This is a genomic window from Streptomyces sp. WMMC1477, assembly GCF_027460245.1.
Lineage (GTDB): Bacteria > Actinomycetota > Actinomycetes > Streptomycetales > Streptomycetaceae > Streptomyces.
Genome location: NZ_JAPZBD010000003.1, coordinates 2,100,616 through 2,119,410, shown reverse-complemented (window position 1 = coordinate 2,119,410; position 18,795 = coordinate 2,100,616). Strand labels below are relative to the sequence as shown.

General features: G+C 73.5%; 17 protein-coding genes and 1 tRNA gene. 13 read left to right on the top strand and 5 right to left on the bottom strand.

All coding sequences use genetic code 11. The annotated features are described in order from the left end of the window. Positions 1-9 precede the first annotated feature (9 nt). Positions 10-768 (top strand): phosphoglyceromutase, encoded by a 759-nt coding sequence (locus O7609_RS09680; protein WP_269734533.1) that lies wholly within the window; start codon positions 10-12, stop codon positions 766-768. A gap of 285 nt (positions 769-1,053) precedes the next feature. Here O7609_RS09680 and phoU read toward each other — a convergent pair whose 3' ends face one another. Beyond that, on the bottom strand, positions 1,054-1,755 hold the full coding sequence (gene phoU / locus O7609_RS09675) for a phosphate signaling complex protein PhoU (protein ID WP_269743417.1): 702 nt from the start codon (positions 1,753-1,755) through the stop codon (positions 1,054-1,056). Between the two features lie 328 nt (positions 1,756-2,083). Between phoU and O7609_RS09670 the strand changes: the two genes are divergently transcribed. Then, complete coding sequence (locus tag O7609_RS09670) at positions 2,084-3,538, top strand: sensor histidine kinase (protein ID WP_269734531.1); 1,455 nt, start codon at positions 2,084-2,086, stop codon at positions 3,536-3,538. After that, complete coding sequence (locus O7609_RS09665; protein WP_269734530.1) at positions 3,535-4,215, top strand: response regulator transcription factor; 681 nt, start codon at positions 3,535-3,537, stop codon at positions 4,213-4,215. Before O7609_RS09670 ends, O7609_RS09665 begins: the two co-directional genes overlap by 4 nt. A gap of 126 nt (positions 4,216-4,341) precedes the next feature. Here the strand turns inward: O7609_RS09665 and O7609_RS09660 are convergent, their stop codons facing one another. Beyond that, positions 4,342-5,130 carry a DUF461 domain-containing protein gene (locus O7609_RS09660; RefSeq protein WP_269743416.1) on the bottom strand — a complete coding sequence of 263 codons (789 nt, stop codon included), beginning with the start codon at positions 5,128-5,130 and terminating at the stop codon, positions 4,342-4,344. Positions 5,131-5,634: 504 nt separating this feature from the next. On the opposite strand from O7609_RS09660, the gene O7609_RS09655 reads away from it, so the two are divergent. The 7 genes from O7609_RS09655 to O7609_RS09625 all read left to right on the top strand — a co-directional run bounded on the left by O7609_RS09655 (position 5,635) and on the right by O7609_RS09625 (position 12,961). Then, positions 5,635-6,117, top strand: coding sequence for a CarD family transcriptional regulator (locus tag O7609_RS09655; protein ID WP_031508181.1), 483 nt, complete (start codon positions 5,635-5,637; stop codon positions 6,115-6,117). Positions 6,118-6,614: 497 nt separating this feature from the next. After that, the gene (gene ispD, locus O7609_RS09650) at positions 6,615-7,394 is read left to right on the top strand and encodes a 2-C-methyl-D-erythritol 4-phosphate cytidylyltransferase (protein ID WP_269734528.1); all 780 of its coding nucleotides are present in this window, start codon (positions 6,615-6,617) and stop codon (positions 7,392-7,394) included. Beyond that, positions 7,384-7,878 (top strand): 2-C-methyl-D-erythritol 2,4-cyclodiphosphate synthase, encoded by a 495-nt coding sequence (ispF, locus tag O7609_RS09645; RefSeq protein WP_269743415.1) that lies wholly within the window; start codon positions 7,384-7,386, stop codon positions 7,876-7,878. The genes ispD and ispF overlap by 11 nt, the downstream gene beginning before the upstream one ends. Positions 7,879-8,061: 183 nt before the next feature. Further along, positions 8,062-8,475, top strand: coding sequence for a PPOX class F420-dependent oxidoreductase (locus tag O7609_RS09640; RefSeq protein WP_269734526.1), 414 nt, complete (start codon positions 8,062-8,064; stop codon positions 8,473-8,475). Positions 8,476-8,587: 112 nt separating this feature from the next. Continuing rightward, entirely contained in the window at positions 8,588-9,997 is a 1,410-nt protein-coding gene (gene cysS, locus O7609_RS09635; protein WP_269734525.1) for a cysteine--tRNA ligase, read from the top strand. 158 nt (positions 9,998-10,155) lie between these two features. Then, positions 10,156-11,109, top strand: a complete 954-nt coding sequence (gene rlmB / locus O7609_RS09630) for a 23S rRNA (guanosine(2251)-2'-O)-methyltransferase RlmB (RefSeq protein WP_269743414.1) — start codon at positions 10,156-10,158, stop codon at positions 11,107-11,109. A 154-nt stretch (positions 11,110-11,263) separates the two neighbouring features. Then, positions 11,264-12,961, top strand: coding sequence for a DoxX family protein (locus O7609_RS09625; RefSeq protein ID WP_269743413.1), 1,698 nt, complete (start codon positions 11,264-11,266; stop codon positions 12,959-12,961). Between the two features lie 186 nt (positions 12,962-13,147). On the opposite strand, the gene O7609_RS09620 is transcribed toward O7609_RS09625, so the two are convergent. From O7609_RS09620 to O7609_RS09610, 3 genes are all read right to left on the bottom strand, one after another. Beyond that, complete coding sequence (locus O7609_RS09620; RefSeq protein ID WP_269734522.1) at positions 13,148-13,939, bottom strand: nucleotidyltransferase family protein; 792 nt, start codon at positions 13,937-13,939, stop codon at positions 13,148-13,150. Positions 13,940-13,981: 42 nt separating this feature from the next. Continuing rightward, positions 13,982-14,401 (bottom strand): hypothetical protein, encoded by a 420-nt coding sequence (locus O7609_RS09615; protein WP_269734521.1) that lies wholly within the window; start codon positions 14,399-14,401, stop codon positions 13,982-13,984. Positions 14,402-14,715: 314 nt separating this feature from the next. Then, positions 14,716-15,837 (bottom strand): ABC transporter ATP-binding protein, encoded by a 1,122-nt coding sequence (locus tag O7609_RS09610; protein WP_269734520.1) that lies wholly within the window; start codon positions 15,835-15,837, stop codon positions 14,716-14,718. Between the two features lie 174 nt (positions 15,838-16,011). Between O7609_RS09610 and O7609_RS09605 the strand changes: the two genes are divergently transcribed. The 3 genes from O7609_RS09605 (at position 16,012) to O7609_RS09595 (ending at position 18,715) form a co-directional block, all read left to right on the top strand. Beyond that, a tRNA-Thr gene (locus O7609_RS09605) sits at positions 16,012-16,085 on the top strand. 91 nt (positions 16,086-16,176) lie between these two features. Continuing rightward, positions 16,177-16,413 carry a hypothetical protein gene (locus O7609_RS09600; protein WP_269734519.1) on the top strand — a complete coding sequence of 79 codons (237 nt, stop codon included), beginning with the start codon at positions 16,177-16,179 and terminating at the stop codon, positions 16,411-16,413. Positions 16,414-16,576: 163 nt separating this feature from the next. Next, positions 16,577-18,715, top strand: coding sequence for a SpoIIE family protein phosphatase (locus tag O7609_RS09595; protein ID WP_269734518.1), 2,139 nt, complete (start codon positions 16,577-16,579; stop codon positions 18,713-18,715). Positions 18,716-18,795: the final 80 nt, after the last annotated feature.

The window sequence follows — 18,795 nt, the reverse complement described above, 5'->3', positions numbered from 1 at the left end:
CTGGTCGCCATGGCCGACGCGACGTACAAGCTGATCCTCCTCCGCCACGGCGAGAGCGAGTGGAACGCGAAGAACCTGTTCACCGGGTGGGTGGACGTCAACCTGACCGACAAGGGCGAGACGGAGGCGATCCGCGGCGGCGAACTGCTGTCGGACGCCGGCCTGCTCCCCGACGTCGTCCACACCTCCGTGCAGAAGCGCGCGATCCGCACCGCCAACCTGGCCCTGGAGTCCTGCGAGCGGCACTGGATCCCGGTGCACCGCTCGTGGCGGCTGAACGAGCGGCACTACGGCGCCCTGCAGGGCAAGGACAAGGCGCAGACCCTCGCCGAGTTCGGCGAGGAGCAGTTCATGCTGTGGCGCCGCTCCTACGACACCCCGCCGCCGGTGCTGGAGGACGGCGCCGAGTGGTCGCAGAGCGGGGACCCGCGGTACGCGATGATCCCGCCGGAGCTGCGCCCGCGCACCGAGTGCCTGAAGGACGTCGTCCACCGGATGATGCCGTACTGGTACGACAACATCGTGCCGGACCTGGCCGCCGGCCGCGTCGTGCTGGTCGCCGCGCACGGCAACAGCCTCCGTGCCCTGGTCAAGCACCTGGACGGCATCTCGGACGCCGACATCGCGGGCCTGAACATCCCGACGGGCATCCCGCTCAGCTACGAGCTGGACGCCGCGTTCCGCCCGGTCAACCCCGGCGGCACCTACCTCGACCCGGAGGCCGCCAAGGCCGCCATCGAAGCGGTGAAGAACCAGGGCAAGAAGTAGCCCCGGAGGCCGGTACGGCGCGTGGCCCCGGTCCGCACGCGTGGTGCGGGCCGGGGCCACGGTGTCCGCCGGGGCGGTGGTGCGGGGTCAGCCGCAGCCGCCGCCGCAGTTGCAGGGGCCGCCGGCCTGGCAGCCGCACTGGCAGCCGGGGCCGCAGCCGCAGTTCCGCTCGGGCTCCGGGGTCTGCACGTTGCGCACGGCACCCTCCTCAGGATGGGCTGAGCATCAGCCCATCCAGGAAACCCCGGCGCGGGCGGGGGCATCAACGGCGCGTGGATGCACGCCTCAGTCGGAGGCCGGCTCCTCCACGACGGCGGCGGCGGCGACGGCGGCCGGGTCGAGCTCGTCCGCGTAGTCCCCGGTGACGAGGTACACCACGCGGCGGGCGACGGAGACGGCGTGGTCGGCGAACCGCTCGTAGTAGCGGCCCAGCAGCGTCACGTCGACGGCGGTCTCGATGCCGTGCTTCCAGCGGTCGTCCATGAGGTGCTGGAAGAGCGTGCGGTGCAGGTCGTCCATCTTGTCGTCGTCCGTCTCCAGCTGGAGCGCGAGGTCGACGTCCTTGGTGATGATGACCTCGGCCGCCTTCGCCATGAGGCGCTGCGCCAGCTGGCCCATCTCCAGGATGGTCGCGTGCAGGTCGCCCGGGACCGCGGAGGCGGGGAAGCGCAGCCGGGCCACCTTGGCCACGTGCTGGGCCAGGTCGCCGGAGCGCTCCAGGTCCGCGCTCATCCGCAGCGAGGTCACCACGATGCGGAGGTCGGTGGCGACGGGCTGCTGGCGGGCGAGCAGCTGGATGGCGCGGGTCTCCAGGCCGCGCTGGAGGTCGTCGACCTTGTCGTCGTTGGCGATGACGCTCTCGGCGAGCTTCAGGTCCGCGTCGAGTATGGCCGTCGTGGCGCGGCCGATCGCGGAGCCGACGAGCCGGGCCATCTCGACCAGGCTGTCGCCTATCGCATCCAGCTCCTCGTGGTAAGCGTCCCGCATGGGGCAGTCCTTCCGTCGCTCTTGTCCGTGCCGCCGCCCGGGGTGTCGGCCGGGGTTCTACGGTGCCACGGTCCGCCGGGAATGCGTCGGCGTCGACCCCGCCAAGTGAACCACTCAGGTCGTTCGGGTGAATTCTGGGAGTCTGCCGGGGGAGGAGCGGGGCGCGGCCCTCGTCCGGGGAGCCGGCCAGGTGTTGTGTGCCGGTTCACGGCTTTCGTTCCCGCCTCAGTGAACCAGTGCCGACCTGTCGGTGAACTCTGGGGGACGAGTGTTCGAGCCGGCCGGGCAAGTCTGGGAGGGGCTCCCCGGACCCGCTTAGTCTGAAGCCATGGACGTGAACGCGGCGGTTGCCGCAGTGGCCGCGATCGCCGGTGTCTGCACCGGTGCCATCGCCGTCCTCGCGTTCCGCTGGAGCGAGCGCGAGCAGGCCCGGCCCACTCGGTCCTCCCTGCACACCGAGCCGGTGCTGCCGCCGGGCGTGGACACCGTGCTGTCGGTGCTGCGGTCCTCGGCGGTCGTTCTGGACGAGGACGACGCCGTCGTCAAGGCCAGCTCGGCGGCGTACGCCCTGGGCTTGGTGCGCGGAGGCCGGCTGGCCGTGGACCCGATGCTCCAGATGGCCCGCGAGACCAGACGGGACGGCGAGATACGGCAGGTCGAACTGGAGCTGGCCCGCAGAGGCAGGGGCGACGCCCTCGCCGTCTCCGCCCGCGTCGCCCCGCTCGGCTCCCGGCTGGTGCTGCTGCTGGTGGAGGACCTCACCGAGGCGCGTCGCATCGAGGCCATCCGCCGTGACTTCGTGGCCAACGTGAGCCACGAGCTGAAGACGCCGGTCGGTGCGCTCTCCCTGCTCTCCGAGGCCGTGATGGACGCCAGCGACGACCCCGAGGCCGTCGAGCGCTTCGCGGGGCGCATGCAGAAGGAGGCCACCCGGCTCACCAACCTCGTCCAGGAGCTGATCGACCTCTCCCGGGTGCAGAACGACGACCCCATGGAGGACTCCGAGCCGGTCGCCGTCGAGGAGCTGGTCGCCGAGGCGGTCGACCGCAGCCGCCAGGGCGCGGCCGCCAAGCAGATCACCATGGCCACCGGCGGCATCGAGGGCCTGTTCGTCTTCGGGCACCGCGGGCAGCTCGCTGCGGCGCTGGGCAACCTGGTCGAGAACGCCGTCAACTACTCGCCGCCGCGCACCCGGGTCGGCATCGCGGCGAGGCGGGTGCCCGCGCCGGGCGGCGACATGATCGAGATCGCCGTCACGGACCAGGGCATCGGCATCTCCGAGCGGGACCGCGACCGCATCTTCGAGCGTTTCTACCGCGTCGACCCGGCCCGCTCCCGGGCGACGGGCGGCACCGGCCTGGGCCTGGCCATCGTCAAGCACGTCGCCGCCTCCCACGGCGGCGAGGTCTCCGTGTGGAGCGCCGAAGGCCAGGGATCCACGTTCACCCTGCGACTTCCCGAGGCCGGGCAGGCCCGGGAGCGGGCCGAGGAGAACCGCCGCAGCCGCAACCGGCTCAGCGGCGCACTCCAGGAGCCCGGGGACTACCACGGCCCCGAGGGCGACGAGAGCGTCGACCCCGTGGAGTCCACCGGCCCGATCGAACCGGTCGGCCGACCCAAGCCCGTCAGCCCGATGGACGGGCCCGGCGGCGGGGCGGCCCTTCCCCCCAGCCCCCGTTCCCGGCGGCCCCACACCGCCGACGGTTCAGAAGGCACCGTCAGGGGACGGTCATACGAGACCTTCACCCAGGATCAACTCTCAGCCCCGGAGGTCCTCCCGTGACCCGAGTGCTCGTCGTCGAGGACGAGGAATCGTTCAGCGACGCGTTGTCGTACATGCTGCGCAAGGAGGGTTTCGAGGTCGCCGTGGCGACCACGGGACCCGACGGCCTCGACGAGTTCGAGCGCAACGGCGCCGACCTCGTCCTGCTCGACCTCATGCTGCCGGGGCTGCCCGGCACCGAGGTCTGCCGTCAGCTCCGCAGCGTGAGCAACGTCCCCGTCATCATGGTCACGGCCAAGGACAGCGAGATCGACAAGGTCGTCGGGCTGGAGATAGGAGCCGACGACTACGTGACCAAGCCGTTCTCCTCGCGCGAGCTCGTGGCCCGCATCCGCGCCGTGCTGCGGCGCCGCGGGGAGCCGGAGGAGACGGCCCCGGCCGCGCTGGAGGCCGGTCCGGTCCGGATGGACGTCGACCGGCACGTCGTCACCGTCGGGGGCGGCAAGGTGGACCTCCCGCTCAAGGAGTTCGACCTGCTGGAGATGCTGCTGCGCAACGCGGGCCGCGTCCTCACCCGCATGCAGCTCATCGACCGGGTGTGGGGCGCCGACTACGTCGGTGACACCAAGACCCTCGACGTCCACGTCAAGCGGCTCCGCGCCAAGATCGAGCCGGACCCGGGCGCCCCCCGGTACCTGGTGACGGTCCGCGGCCTCGGCTACAAGTTCGAGCCCTGACGGGCCCGCCCCCGCACGGGGCGCTCCCCTCGGCGGGCACACACGCGTGGGACCCCCGGCCGCACGGCCGGGGGTCCCACGCGTGTGCGGTGCCGTCGGCCTGGCGGGCGCGACGGACCGACCGGGTCAGCGTGCGGACTCGACGTCCTCGGTGCCCTCGGAGCCATCGACCCCTGCGACGCCCTCGGAGCCTTCGCTGCCCTCGACGCCCTCGACGCCCTCGACGGCCGGGGACTCCGCCTCGTCCTGCGTGCCCGCCTCGCCCTCGCCGTCGGCGGGCTCGCCCTCGGAGTCGTCGGGGGTCTCGCCTCCCGGCGTCTCCTCGGTGCCCTCGGTCTCCTCCCCGGCGGGGGTCTCCTCCCCGGCGGGGGCCTGCTCGGCGCCCGGCGCGGGCGAGGGGCCCCAGGGAGCGTAGTTGTCCTGGCCCGAGGGGAAGACGAGCGCCTTGATGTCGATATCGCCCGTGGAGCTCAGCTCGAAGGTGAGCTGCTGCGCCTCGCCGTCGTGGATCTCCTGCGCGGCCTCGCTCTCGACGACGGCGGACGCGTGGCCCTCGCCGCCGAGCACGAGCCGGCCGCCCGCCGGGACGGTGAGGCTGTCACCCTCGGCCGGGGACAGCTCGAAGGAGCCGTCGCCGTTGGGTGAGGTGAAGGTGATGCCGCGCAGCGTCTCGGCCTTGTCGCCGTTGTTGAAGATGGTGGCCGTCACGCCGGCCGGGCCCTCGCCGTCCTCCGAGGTGATCACGAGGACGTTCTGCAGCGCGATGTCGCCGACCTGCTCGGAGGGGGTGTCCGGGCGGACCTGGCTCGTCCCGGCCTCGAACCCCGCCCCGCACCCGGCCAGCGAGAGGGACGAGAGCGCGAGAACGGCGGCGGCGACTGCGCCGCGTCGAAGGCTGCTGCGGCTGCTGCTCACGGCGGCGCATCTCCTAGCGGTGAAGAACGAAGGCGTCTGTCAGCGGCTCAGCGTACCCACCCCAGGTGACGGCCCCGCACCCGACCCGCCTCGCGGTCGGGTCGGGGTGTGGAGCCGTCCGGGGGAGGAAATGAGTCCCGACGGTCTCCACGGATTCCGTGACGCCGAATGCGGGTCGAAGTCGGGAATTGATCTTCCCGACCGTTCGCGGTTGCGTCGGCGCAACACTCGGACGGAACTGTTGATCAATTGGCGTGCGTCGAACGACCTTCCAGAAAATCCGGCATAACGGACACTGATAAACGTCTGCGCGTCCGTCTCGCCGGTGTTTCCGGGTGCCGCCAGAGGGGCTCCCACCTGCGAATACCCGCTCGCGTGGCGGGGGGCGAGCACGGCGCGGGGGCTGTTGTCAAGCCCTGAGATGGGCCCTGACCTGCGGAAATGCCATTCAGGACGACCCGCTCTCGTGCTATCCTGGATAGCCACGGAAGGGGTACCTGTCACATGACGTTCAAGGTTGGCGACACCGTGGTCTATCCCCATCACGGGGCCGCGCTGATCGAGGCCATCGAAACTCGTCAGATCAAAGGCGTGGACAAGACCTACTTGGTTCTGAAGGTCGCCCAGGGCGACCTCGAAGTTCGTGTGCCGGCGGAAAACGCCGAGCTGGTCGGCGTGCGTGATGTGGTCGGCCAGGATGGGTTGGACCGGGTCTTCGAGGTGCTGCGTGCACCGTATGCGGAAGAGCCCACCAACTGGTCCCGTCGCTACAAGGCGAACCTGGAGAAGCTCGCCTCCGGTGACGTCATCAAGGTGGCCGAGGTCGTGCGCGACCTGTGGCGCCGGGAGCGTGAGCGCGGACTCTCGGCCGGCGAGAAGCGCATGCTCGCCAAGGCGCGGCAGATTCTGGTGAGCGAGCTGGCGCTCGCCGAGAACACCAACGAGGACAAGGCGGAGGCCCTGCTCGACGAGGTCCTGGCCTCCTGACCGTTCCGTCACCCGTTCCGGCGTATCGGAACGGGTCATCCCGGAGGGGCCGGACGTCTCGATGACGTGCGAAACGCCGCGGTGCCCGAGTGACGGCCTGAGGGCCGCTCGGCTCGGGCGCTGCGGCATTTGTGCTGTTCGCGGGCCCCGGTCTCCCGGGTATCCCGCGGCCTCCCCGACTCCCGCGGCTTCCCGGGTGCTCAGGGGTGCGTTGTTCACGTTGTTCGGCTGTGCGTCAGCCGCTGTTGCCGACGGCGTCACCACCAGGACCGCCGGCGTCGCCGTCCGGGCGCTTCGCTGGCCTCCGGCCCCCGCGCAGCGGTGTTCCGTCGCCCCGGACGGCCGGCACAGCCCTTGCTCCACGCCCGTAGGCCGGAACGCCGGGCCGGGCGGCAGACTTGGTCGGTTGTCACGGAAGGGACCGACCAAGGCCTCACACCCGGCACGCTGTGGCCATACCCATCTCAGCCAAGGACACAAACCTGAACGTGCAACCAATGTCTGATCACCTGCCCGGCGACGAGCGTCCCGCGCCCCGCGAGGCCCGGACGGCCGTCGTCATCCCCGCCGCCGGAAAGGGCATACGGCTCGGGCCGGGGGCCCCCAAGGCGCTGCGCGTGCTGGGCGGAACCCCGATCCTGGTCCACGCCGTCCGCGCCATGGCCCGGGCCCGTGACATCGCACTCGTCGTGGTCGTCGCCCCGCCGGACGGCGCGGCCGAGGTCCGGCACCTCCTCGACGCGCACCCGCTGCCGTCCACCGGGCAGTCGACGGACGTCGTCGTCGTGCCCGGCGGCGCCACCCGGCAGGAGTCCGTGCGCCTCGGCCTCGCGGCCCTGCCCGAGCGCATCGAGGTCGTCCTCGTGCACGACGCTGCCCGTCCGCTCGTCCCGGCCGAGACGGTGGACGCCGTCGCCGCCGCCGTCCGCGCGGGGGCACCGGCCGTCGTCCCGGCCGTGCCGCTGGCCGACACCGTCAAGCAGGTCGAGCCGCGCGACGACGGCACGCCCGAGCCCGTCACCGGCACCCCCGAGCGGGCCCTGCTGCGGGCCGTCCAGACGCCGCAGGGATTCGACCGCGCGCTGCTGGTCGAGGCCCACGCCGCCAGCGCCACCGAGGGCGAGGGCGCGACGGACGACGCCGGGATGGTGGAGCGGCTCGGCAGGCCCGTCGTCGTCGTGCCCGGCCACGAGGAGGCGTTCAAGGTCACCCGTCCGCTGGACCTCGTGCTCGCCGAGGCCGTACTCGCCCGACGGAGGTCCACCGATGGCTTCTGAACCGCCGCCGATCCCCCGGGTCGGGATCGGCACCGACGTGCACGCGTTCGGGGCCGGGCGCCCGCTGTGGTGCGCCGGTCTGCTGTGGGACGAGGGCGACGGGCTCGCCGGCCACTCCGACGGCGACGTGGCCGCGCACGCCGCCTGCGACGCGCTCTTCTCCGCCGCAGGCCTGGGGGATCTGGGCGCTCACTTCGGCACCTCGCGGCCCGAGTGGTCCGGCGCCTCCGGCGTCAGCCTGCTCGGCGAGGCCGCGCGCATCGTGCGGGCCGAGGGCTTCGTCGTCGGCAACGTGGCGATCCAGGTCATCGGGGTGCGCCCGAAGATCGGCAAGCGCCGGGAGGAGGCGCGGAAGGTGCTCTCCGAGGCGGTCGGGGCACCGGTCTCGGTCTCCGGCACGACGACGGACGGCCTCGGCCTCACCGGGCGGGGCGAGGGCCTCGCCGCCATGGCCACCGCCCTCGTCTGGGCGCCGCGCCCCTGAGCCGGGCGGTGCCCGAGCCCGACCGTCCGGCACCGTTCGTCGGCCGGGCCGCCCCGAGCGGGGCGGCCCGTGCCGCGACCCGCCGTCCGGCACGGCCCGGGCCCCGGATGGCGGGCTTGGCGGTGTGATCGAGGTGGGTACGGGTAACGCGTCCATCCGTCGCACCCCCGTGGGAGGCCCGCCGTGGCAGTCGCCCTGTCCGACAACCTCAAGCAGCTCCTCGACAGCAAGGTCTTCATCGTCGTCGCGACGGTCCAGCCCGACGGCAGGCCGCAGGTCTCCCCCGTCTGGGTGAAGCGGGACGGCGACGACGTGCTGTTCTCCACCACGGTCGGCCGCCGCAAGGAGAAGAACATGCGGCGCGACCCCCGCGTGAGCGTCGTCGTCCAGCCCGCCGACGCGCCCTACAACTACGCCGAGATCCGCGGCACCGCCACCATGACCACCGAGGGCGGGCAGGAGCTGATCGACGAGCTGTCGACGAAGTACGTCGGCAAGAAGTACAGCGAGTTCAACCCGGCCTCCGCGCAGGAGCCGGAGCGCGTGGTCGTCCGGATCACGCCCGAGCGGGTCGTGGGCATGGGCAACCTCGCCTGAGCCGCCGCCGCACGGTCCGTCTCCCGCCCGCCGTGCGCGCCCGCCCAGGGGTGCCGGGCCCGACCGCCCGGCACCGCGCCGGGCAGTCGCCGGCTTCTACTACCCTTGACGGGTGACTCTTCGCCTGTACGACACCAGCGCCCGGCAGATCCGTGACTTCGAGCCCCTCACCCCGGGCTGCGTCTCGATCTACCTGTGCGGTGCCACGGTGCAGGCCGCGCCGCACATCGGGCACATCCGCTCGGGCCTGAACTTCGACATCATGCGTCGCTGGTTCGCCTACCGCGGCTACGACGTCACCTTCGTCCGCAACGTCACCGACATCGACGACAAGATCATCACCAAGGCCGCCGAGCAGGGCCGCCCCTGGTGGGCGATCGGCTACGAGAACGAGCGGGCCTTCAACGACGGCTACCGCGCCCTCGGCTGCCTCCCGCCCACCTACGAGCCGCGCGCCACCGGGCACGTCCCGGAGATGATCGAGATGATGCGCGCCCTGATCGACAGCGGCCACGCCTACGCGGCCGACGGCAACGTCTACTTCGACGTCCGCTCCTTCGACCGCTACCTGGCCCTGTCCAACCAGGACCTCGACCACCTGCTCCAGCCCTCCGGCGAGGGCGAGACCGGCAAGCGGGACCAGCGCGACTTCGCCATGTGGAAGGCCGTCAAGCCCGGCGAGCCCCACTGGGACACGCCGTGGGGCCCCGGCCGCCCCGGCTGGCACCTGGAGTGCTCGGCCATGGCGCACAAGTACCTCGGCTCCGCGTTCGACATCCACGGCGGCGGCGTCGACCTCGTCTTCCCGCACCACGAGAACGAGATCGCGCAGTCCGCGGCCTACGGGGACGCGTTCGCCACCTACTGGCTGCACAACGCCTGGGTGACGATGAGCGGCGAGAAGATGTCCAAGTCGCTCGGCAACTCCGTGCTCGTCTCGGAGATGGTCAGGCACTGGCGGCCCATCGTGCTGCGCTACTACCTCGGCACCCCGCACTACCGCTCGACCATCGAGTACAGCGAGGAGGCGCTGCGGGAGGCCGAGACGGCCTTCGCCCGCATCGAGGGCTTCATCCACCGGGCCGTGGAGCGCACCGGCCCGGTCGAGCCCGCCGCCGAGGTGCCCGCCGAGTTCGCGGCGGCGATGGACGAGGACTTCGGCGTGCCGCAGGCCCTCGCCGTCGTCCACAGCACCGTCCGGCACGGCAACGCAGCCCTGACCGCCGACGACAAGGACGCCACCGCCACCGCCCTCGCCGACCTGCGCGCCATGCTCGGCGTCCTCGGGCTCGACCCGCTGGACGCCCACTGGCACGGCGCGGGCCACGAGAGCGGCGAGCGGCTGCACGAGGTCGTCGACTCCCTCGTCCGCCTCGTCCTGGACCAGCGCCAGGCCGCCCGCACCCGCAAGGACTACGCGACGGCCGACGCCATCCGCGACGAACTCACCCGGGCCGGTCTCGTCATCGAGGACACCCCGCAGGGCCCGCGCTGGGAGCTCGGCTCGGCCGCCGGGCACTGAGGCCGGGCCCCGCGCGGGGCCCGGCGCCGGGTGACCGGGCGGCAGGGCCCGCGCGCCAAACACCCCGGCGCGGTGCCGCCGCTCGACGCCGCCCGCACCATGGACGCGGGCGACACCACAGAACCTCACGCAGTACCACCGGAAAGAAGGACCCTCCCATGGCCGGCAACAGCCAGCGGCGCAACCGCCGCACGTCCAACAAGAAGGGCGCGCAGGTCGGCAGCGGCGGCCAGCGTCGCCGTGGCCTGGAGGGCAAGGGCCCGACCCCGCCCGCCGAGATGCGCAAGGGGCACGCCAAGCAGCGCGCGGCACAGGCCCGGGCCCGCCGCGCCACCGGGCGCCCCGCCCCCCGCCGCGGTGGCCCGAAGGGCACCGCGGAGCTCGTCGTCGGCCGCAACCCCGTCTTCGAGGCCCTGCGCGACGGCGTGCCCGCCACCACGCTCTACGTCCAGCAGTTCATCGACAGTGACGACCGGGTGCGCGACGCGCTCAAGCTCGCCGCCGACCGCGGCGGCATCCACCTGCTGGAGGCGCCCAAGCCCGAGCTGGACCGCATCACCAACGGCCTCAACCACCAGGGCCTCGTGCTCCAGGTCCCGCCCTACGAGTACGCCCACCCCGAGGACCTGACCGCCGCCGCCTTCGACGAGGGCGACGACCCGCTGATCGTCGCGCTCGACGGCGTCACCGACCCGCGCAACCTCGGCGCCGTCGTCCGCTCCGTCGCGGCCTTCGGGGGCCACGGCGTCGTCGTACCCGAGCGCCGCGCCGCCGGGATGACGGCCGGGGCCTGGAAGACGTCCGCCGGCACCGCGGCCCGCACCCCCGTCGCCCGGGCCACCAACCTCACGCGGGCGCTGCAGGCCTACCAGAAGGCCGGGCTCATGGTCGTCGGGCTCGCCGCCGACGGGGAGGCCGAGCTGACCGACCTCGATCTGCTCGACGGTCCCGTCGCCATCGTCATCGGCAGTGAGGGCAAGGGCCTCTCGCGGCTCGTCAGCGAATCCTGCGACGTCCGGGTGCGCATCCCCATGCCGGGCGGTGCGGAGTCCCTCAACGCCGGTGTCGCCGCCGGCGTCGCGCTCTACGAGGCGGCCCGGCGCCGCCGCTGAACCCGGGCCAAAGGCCCCTGCGGTGTGCCGGGGCGTGCACGGTGGCCGCGCGCGCCCGGGGTGCGCGCCCCCGGGGCGCGGGCTCGCCCTTTGACTGATCGCGGACAGATCAGCGGGGTCAAGGCAGTGTCCTAACGGTCCGTCACTCGGTTAGATGAGTGTGGACACCAGAACACCCCGCACGCCCACCGGGGGAAGCCCGGGCGGTTTCTTCGACGATGAGCCGATCCTCAGCTCCGTCAAGGTGCCGAGCGACCCGGCGCAGGTGATTGTCAACAACGTGAGCTTCCGGGTGAAGCTCGCCACGCCGACGCCGCAGAGTCGCGCGCTGGCGGACACCGCCCAACGGCTCCCGGGCGCCCCCGCCGGCGCAGCCGCCCCGCTCGCCCCCGCCGCCGTCTCCGTTCCGGCCGCCGCCGCGGCCGGTGCGGCGACCGCCGTCAAGCGCCGCGCCCCCGTGGTGTGGAGCGGCCAGAGCGCTCCCGGCGACACCGCGGCCACCCGGCTGCTGGACGCCGTGCGCCCCGGTGGCCTCGGTACCGTGCCGCCGCAGGCGGACGGGCAGCGTTCCCGGTCCGCCGGCTCGACCCAGGTCCTGCCGCGGGTCACCCCCGACCTCACCGTCCCGCCGTCCGTCGTGGGCCCGCGCCCCCCACAGGACGAGCGCCCGCTCCTGGACGGCGTACGGCCCGCCGAGGGCGCCTACGACACCCCCGCCCACGGCACCCCGGCCACCGACGGCGACGGGTACGAGGGCTACGACGCCGGCCGCTACGAGCTCGCCGGCGACGACCGCCGCCCCGCCCGCGAGGGCGCCGACCGCGCACGGCACGCCTACTACCCCGGCCGGCGCATGAACCTCGGCGTCGTCCTGCTGCCCCTGCGCATCTTCCTCGGCTTCATCTCCATCTACGCCGGCATGGGCAAGCTCACCGACCCCGTCTACTTCGAGGGCGGCGAGCGCGGCTCGATGGTCCACTGGCTCGAATCCCTCGAGCCCTGGACGATCGCCGCCCCCCTGCACGGCTTCGCCGTGGCCCACCCCGTCGGCGCGGGCCTGACCGTGGCGTTCCTCCAGGTGCTCGTCGGCGTCCTCACCGTCTGCGGTCTGTGGCAGCGGCTCGCCGCGGGCGTCGGTGCCCTCCTGTCCGCCGCGCTGCTCGTCACCGTGAGCTGGCGCAGCGTCCCCGTCTACGACGCGCCCGACATCATCTACCTCGCCGCCTGGTCCCCCCTCGTCATCGCGGGCGCCCCCGTCTACTCCCTCGACGCCCGCCTCACCAGCGAGGCCTGGCGGCGGCTCGGCCCCCGCGTCGCCCTGTGGGACCTCCGCCGTCGCGTCCTGCGCCGCGGCGCCCTCATGGCGGCCGTCGTCGCCGGGCTCACCCTGCTCGTCGGCTCCCTGCTCGGCAGCGCCGTCCGCTCCGCCCAGGTGACCACCGTCCCGGCACCCGGCGAGCCCCTCCGCAACCACCAGCCCGGCTCTCCGCTCCCGCAGGACCCGGCCTCCCGGCCCAGCCAGGGCGTCACCACCGGCCCCACGGCGGGCCCGAGCGCCGGGCCGAGCGCCGAGCCCAGCACCACGCCCAGCCCGGACGCCGCCGAGGAGACCACCGGCAGCGACGGCACCGGCGACGCCCCCAGCCAGGACCAGACCGTCCAGGCCCCGGCGCCGCCCCCCGCCCCCGAACCGCCCGCGCCGCCGCCCGCCCCGGAGCCGCCCACCGACGGCTCCTCCGGCGGCACGCCGGACGGCTCGACCGGCGGCACCACGGGAGGCTCCGGCGACGACTCCGGTGACTCCACGGACGGCTCGTCCGGCGGCGGCGCCCTCGGCGGCCTGCTCGGCTAGCGGCACCGCCCGCCCGGCCTGGCGCGTGGTCTCCCCGCCCGCGCCGGGCCGCCGGGTGCCCTGCGGCGCGGTGATCGGTGCCGTGGTCCGTCCCGTCGCCGGTTCCGTCGCCGGTTCCGTCGTCGGTCCGGTCGTCGGGGCCGGAGCCGCCGTCAGAGGGAGACGACGCGCTCGGGGGCACCCCCGCTACTGCGGCGTCTCCACCGGCGGCTCCGGCTCGGCCTGGGCGGAGGCCGCCAGCTCCCGGGCGGCCTCCGACAGGTCCTTCGCCGTGTCGATGGCCCGCCAGTACGCCCCCTGCGGCAGCGGGAACCCCGCCAATCGCCCCTCCCGCGCCAGCTGGGGGAACGCCGTCCGCTCGTGGTCCCCGCGCTCCGGCAGGAAGTCCGTGAACTCGGGCGCGCACACGTAGACGCCCGCGTTCACCTCGTACGTCGTCGGCGGGGCCTCGATGAAGTCCGTCACCCGCCCGAAGCCGTCGGTGCGGACCGCGCCCCAGGGAATCCTCGGCCGGGCCAGCGCCAGCGTCGCCACCGCCGCCCGCTCGTGGTGGAACGCCGCCATCTCCCGCAGCGGGAAGCGCGTCCAGATGTCGCCGTTCGTCGCGTACCAGGGCTCGTCCGTGCGCGGCAGCGCCTGCGCCGCGAACCGCAGCCCGCCGCCGCGGCCGAGCGGCTCCGGCTCCACCACCGTCGTCACCCGCAGCGGCCCGGCCTCCGGCCCCTCACCGACCAGTGGCAGCTCCGCCGCCGCCAGCCACTCCTGGAGCACCGACGCCAGGTGTCCGCACGACACGACGACATCCGTGACGCCCTCGTGCGCCAGCCAGGACAGCTGAAAGCCGATGATCGGGGTCCCCGTCCCGGGGATCTCGATCATCGGCTTGGGCCGGTCGTCGGTATAGGGCCGCAGCCGGGAGCCCTGGCCACCGGCCAGGATCACGGCCTGCGTCGGTTGAACACGCGGATCGTCTGCCATGCCTGCACGCTATCGGGCGGGGGCCGACGATCCGCGGCAAGCTCAGCGGAAGTCGGCCACGCCCGAGGCGAACGAGGTGTCGCACACCGGCCGCGCGAAGCGCTGTGCCCGCTGCGGCGAGCCGTACTTCTGGACGGCCGCCTGCCCGAGCGCCCGGGCGATCGCCACGCAGTGCCGGGCCAGCGACGGCTTCTCGTCCACCGCGCGCTGGAGGCTGGTGAGGGCGACCCCCGGGTCCTTCTCCTGCAGCTCCGCCACCAGCCGGTCGCGCAGCACCTCGTGCGGCGCCCGCGGCTCCTGACGGCCGGACGCCGCGCGCTCGGTGGACGCCGTCAGCATCTGCGACTCGGAGGGCGCCCCGGACCACGGCACCCGGGCCACGGCGAGCGTCCCGGACAGCACCAGGACGACCGGAAGGACAAGGGCGAGACTTCTGCCGATACGGCGCACTGCCTGATTCACTGGTGTCTTCCTCGCGACGGGATTCCCCGGCGACGCCAGGGGCGGAACGGGTGCCCACAAAAGGGCTGCCGGAGCGATGGTAGCGAGGGGTAGTGATATGGCGACAATTGGTCACCCTGATGAGCGAAGAAAAAGTGGTTTCGCGGGCGTGATGTTGACGCCTGGCGCCCCGGACGAGTCATCCCACGCTCATGCCGTTGCCGTTGCCGTTGCCGTTGCCGTCGCGAGTGCGGCCGTCCCTGCCGCGCCGTCGTCGCCCGGACGGCGGAAGGGGCCCGCCCGGAGGGCGAGCCCCTTCCGCTCGGTGCGCTCGGTCAGTCGCTGAGCCGCTCACCCGAGGAGGTCGCGAACACGTGCGACTCACCGGCCCGCGGCACGACGTGGATCTCGGAGCCCTTCTCCGGCACACCGCGGCCGCTCACGCGCACGACGATGTCCTTGTCCTCCCCGCCCACGTGGGCCGTGCCGTAGACGAAGGCGTCGGCCCCGAGCTCCTCGACGACGTTCACCGTCACCGGGAGCCCGGCGGGCTCGTCCTTCTCCAGCGCCCGCGCGCCGTCCCCGTTCACCAGGTCGAAGTGCTCGGGCCGCACGCCCACGGTCACCGTGCGGTCGCCCTGGGACGCGGCCTCCGCCACGGCCTCCCGCTCGACCGGCACCAGGCTGTTGCCGAACTTCACGCCGCCGTCGGTGATCGGCACCTCGACCAGGTTCATGGCCGGGGAGCCGATGAAGCCCGCGACGAACAGGTTCGCCGGCTTGTCGTACATCCGGCGCGGCGAGTCCACCTGCTGGAGCAGGCCGTCCTTCAGCACCGCCACCCGGTCGCCCATCGTCATGGCCTCGACCTGGTCGTGCGTGACGTACACGGTGGTGATGCCCAGCCGCCGCTGGAGGCTCGCGATCTGCGTACGGGTCTGCACGCGCAGCTTCGCGTCGAGGTTGGACAGCGGCTCGTCCATGAGGAACACCTGCGGCTCCCGGACGATCGCGCGCCCCATCGCCACCCGCTGCCGCTGACCGCCGGAGAGTGCCTTCGGCTTGCGCTCCAGGTACTCGGTCAGGTCGAGGATCTTGGCCGCGTTCTCCACCTTCTGGCGGATCTCGGCCTTCGGCACGCCCGCGATCTTGAGTGCGAAGCCCATGTTCTGCGCGACGGTCATGTGCGGGTAGAGCGCGTAGTTCTGGAACACCATCGCGATGTCCCGGTCCTTCGGGGGAAGGTGGGTGACGTCCCGCTCGCCGATGCGGATGGCGCCCCCGTTGACGTCCTCCAGCCCCGCGAGCATCCGCAGGGACGTGGACTTCCCGCACCCCGAGGGGCCGACGAGGACGAGGAACTCGCCGTCCTCGATCTCGATGTCGAGCTGGTCGACGGCGGGCTTCTCGCTTCCCGGGTACACCCGCGTCGCCTTGTCGTACGTGACCGTGGCCATGTTGTTGTGTCTCCTTCACCGGCAGGAACGTGCCGGACGATCCGAGTAAAGGGAGGAGTCGTCCACGAGACCGTGGACATTCCGCGAACGTTAACCCGCGACCGACCGCTTTGTCAGTAGCCGGAAGTACTCGCGACCGCCCGTTGGCGGCTGTGTAGAGTTGACCGCGTCCACGCCGCCTTAGCTCAGCTGGCCAGAGCAACGCACTTGTAATGCGTAGGTCGTCGGTTCGACTCCGACAGGCGGCTCCGACGCGAGGCCCCGGTCCACCCCAGCGGTGGCCGGGGTCTCGCGCGTCGCGGCCCCCGCGCGACCGCCGGGGCGGGGCGGACTGTCGGTGTGAGCGACGATCGTGCGGCCCTTCCGGCGAGCTGGCGGCGGCCCCGGGAGCGGCCGGCCGCCGCGCGGGTCCAGCTGGACGGCCCGCCTGACACGGTCCTCTCCTCGGTCCACGCGTTCCCGGACCACCACGAGCTGGGCCCGGCCTTCGACGGCCTGGCGCACCCGGGCGACGAGCGTGAGCCTCCGGTCGCCCTATCTGCCGCCGTCGGCTCCCGGCAGCAGCCGGGGGTGTGACGGGAGGGTGACCGGCCAGGGCTGCCCGGCCCTCGGACCGGGCCCCGGCCGGGTCTGCGCGGGGCGGCGGGTCGGACGTATCGTCCGTATATGAGGGATATGTCGGCGTGTGGGCGGGGCCTTCGGCGCCCGTCCGTCGGGGCCGGCCGGAGGGAGTGAGGGCGTGGCGGACGGCGGCGGCTCGGCGCCCGCGGCGGGCTCCGGCCTGGAGTGGCTCGACGGTCCTCTGGTCGACGGCATGCGCGACACCGGCGCCACCACGGGCGCCGTGTACCTGCTGCCGCCGGGCGAGGAGACGCTGTACCTCGCCGTGCTGAGCGGGCTGTCGCAGGAGATCGCCGTGCCCTGGTCGCGGGTGGAGCTGGGGGCCTCGACCCCGGTGAGCGACGCCCTGCGGGGGAACCGGCTGGTGTGGCTCGGCAGCCAGGAGGAGGTGGCGCGCCGCTATCCGCGGATCGCGCTCGTGCTGCCCTACCCGTTCACGATGGCCGCCGCCCCGATCGCCACCGACACGACGGTGTGGGGCGGCCTGGTGATGCTGTGGCCGGGCGCGCACACGCCGCGGCTGAGCGCTCACGAGCGCGACGCGGTCGACCACACCCGCAGCCGCCTGGGGCTGCGGCTGCTCAGGGCCGAGGAGGCCGGGCACCCGGTGCTGCCCGGCTCCGAGCCGCGGGTGCTGCCCCCGTCCCGCACCATGCCCCACCGGCCGGACCTGGAGCGGGCCGCGATCGACTTCGCGGAACGGCTGCCCGACGGCAGCTGCGCACTCGACCTGGACGGCAGGGTCACCTTCGTCACCGCCACCGGTGCCGAGCTCCTGGGCGCCGAGGTCGCCGAGCTGCTGGGGACGCTGCCGTGGGAGACGCTGCCGTGGCTGGACGACCCGCTCGTCGAGGAGCACTACCGGTCCGCGGTGGTGACCCACCAGCCCACCTCGTTCACCGTGCTGCGCCCACCGGACCGGTGGCTCTCCTTCCAGCTCCACCCGGACACCACCGGCATCAGCGTCCGGATCGCCCCCACGGACCCGGAGCCGGCGGAGGACGAGGCGGGAGGCCGGCGTCCCGAGGTCTCGGCCGTGCCGAGCCGGGCCGGCGTGCTGGCCCATCTGACGCATCTGGCCGCCACGCTGGCCGAGGCCGTCGGGGTCCGGGACGTGGTCGACGGGGTCGCCGACCAGATCCTGCCCGCCTTCGAGGCGCAGGGCCTGATCCTCTTCGTGGCGGAGGACGACCGGCTGCGGATCCTGGGCTCGCGTGGTTACAGCGCTGAGGCGGCGGAGCGTCTGGACGGTCTCCGGCTGTCGGCGTCGCCGAGCCCGGCGGCGCAGGTTCTCAGCGACGGCGTCCCCCGCTTCATCCCCGCCCCCGAGGAGATGGAGAGGCTGTTCCCGGGCGGTCCGGCGCTGCCGGGGACGGCCTCCTGGGCGTTCCTGCCGCTGATCGCCTCCGGCCGTCCCGTCGGCTCGCTGGTGCTCTCCTACGACCGGCCCCGCCCTTTCCCGCCGACGCAGCGTGCCGTCCTCGTCTCCGTCGCCGGGCTCGTGGCCCAGGCGCTGGACCGCGCCCGCCTCCACGACACCAGACAGGAGCTGGCCCACCACCTCCAGACCGGCCTGCTGCCGCGCACCCTGCCCCGGGTCCCCGGGCTGGACGTGGCGGCGCGCTACCAGCCCGCCGGCCCGGGCATGGACATCGGCGGCGACTTCTACGACCTCATCCGCCTGGACGACACCGCGGTCGCGGCGGCCATCGGCGACGTCCAGGGGCACAGCGTCACGGCCGCCGCGCTCATGGGCCAGGTCCGCACCGCCGTTCACGCCACCGCCGGCGCGCCGCCGGGCGAGGTCCTCGCCAGTACCAACCGCCTGCTCACCGACCTGGACCCGGGGTTGTTCACCAGCTGCCTCTACGTCCGCGTCGATCTGGAGCGCCGTCGGATCTGCCTGGCCAGCGCCGGGCATCCGCCCCCGCTGCTGCGCCACCCCGACGGGCGCACCGAGACGCTCGACGTGCCGCCGGGCCTCCTGCTCGGCATCGATCCCTCGGCCGAGTACGAGGCGGCGGAGTTCCCCCTGCCGGCCGGAGCCACGCTGGCCCTCTACACGGACGGGCTCGTCGAGACTCCCGGCGTCGACATCGAGGACGCCACCGCCGAGCTCGCGGGCCATCTCGCACGGGCGGGGGACCGGCCCGTGGAGGAACTCGCCGACACCCTGGTCGACCGGGCCCGCGAGTCCGCGCCGAGCATCGACGACATCGCCCTGCTCCTGCTGCGCCCGGGGCCGGCCGACGGGTGACGGGCACCGGGCGTGCCACGGGCGCGGTGTCACCCGAACGGGGGTCACCGGGTGGGGGCGGGCCGGAGGCGGGCGCAGGG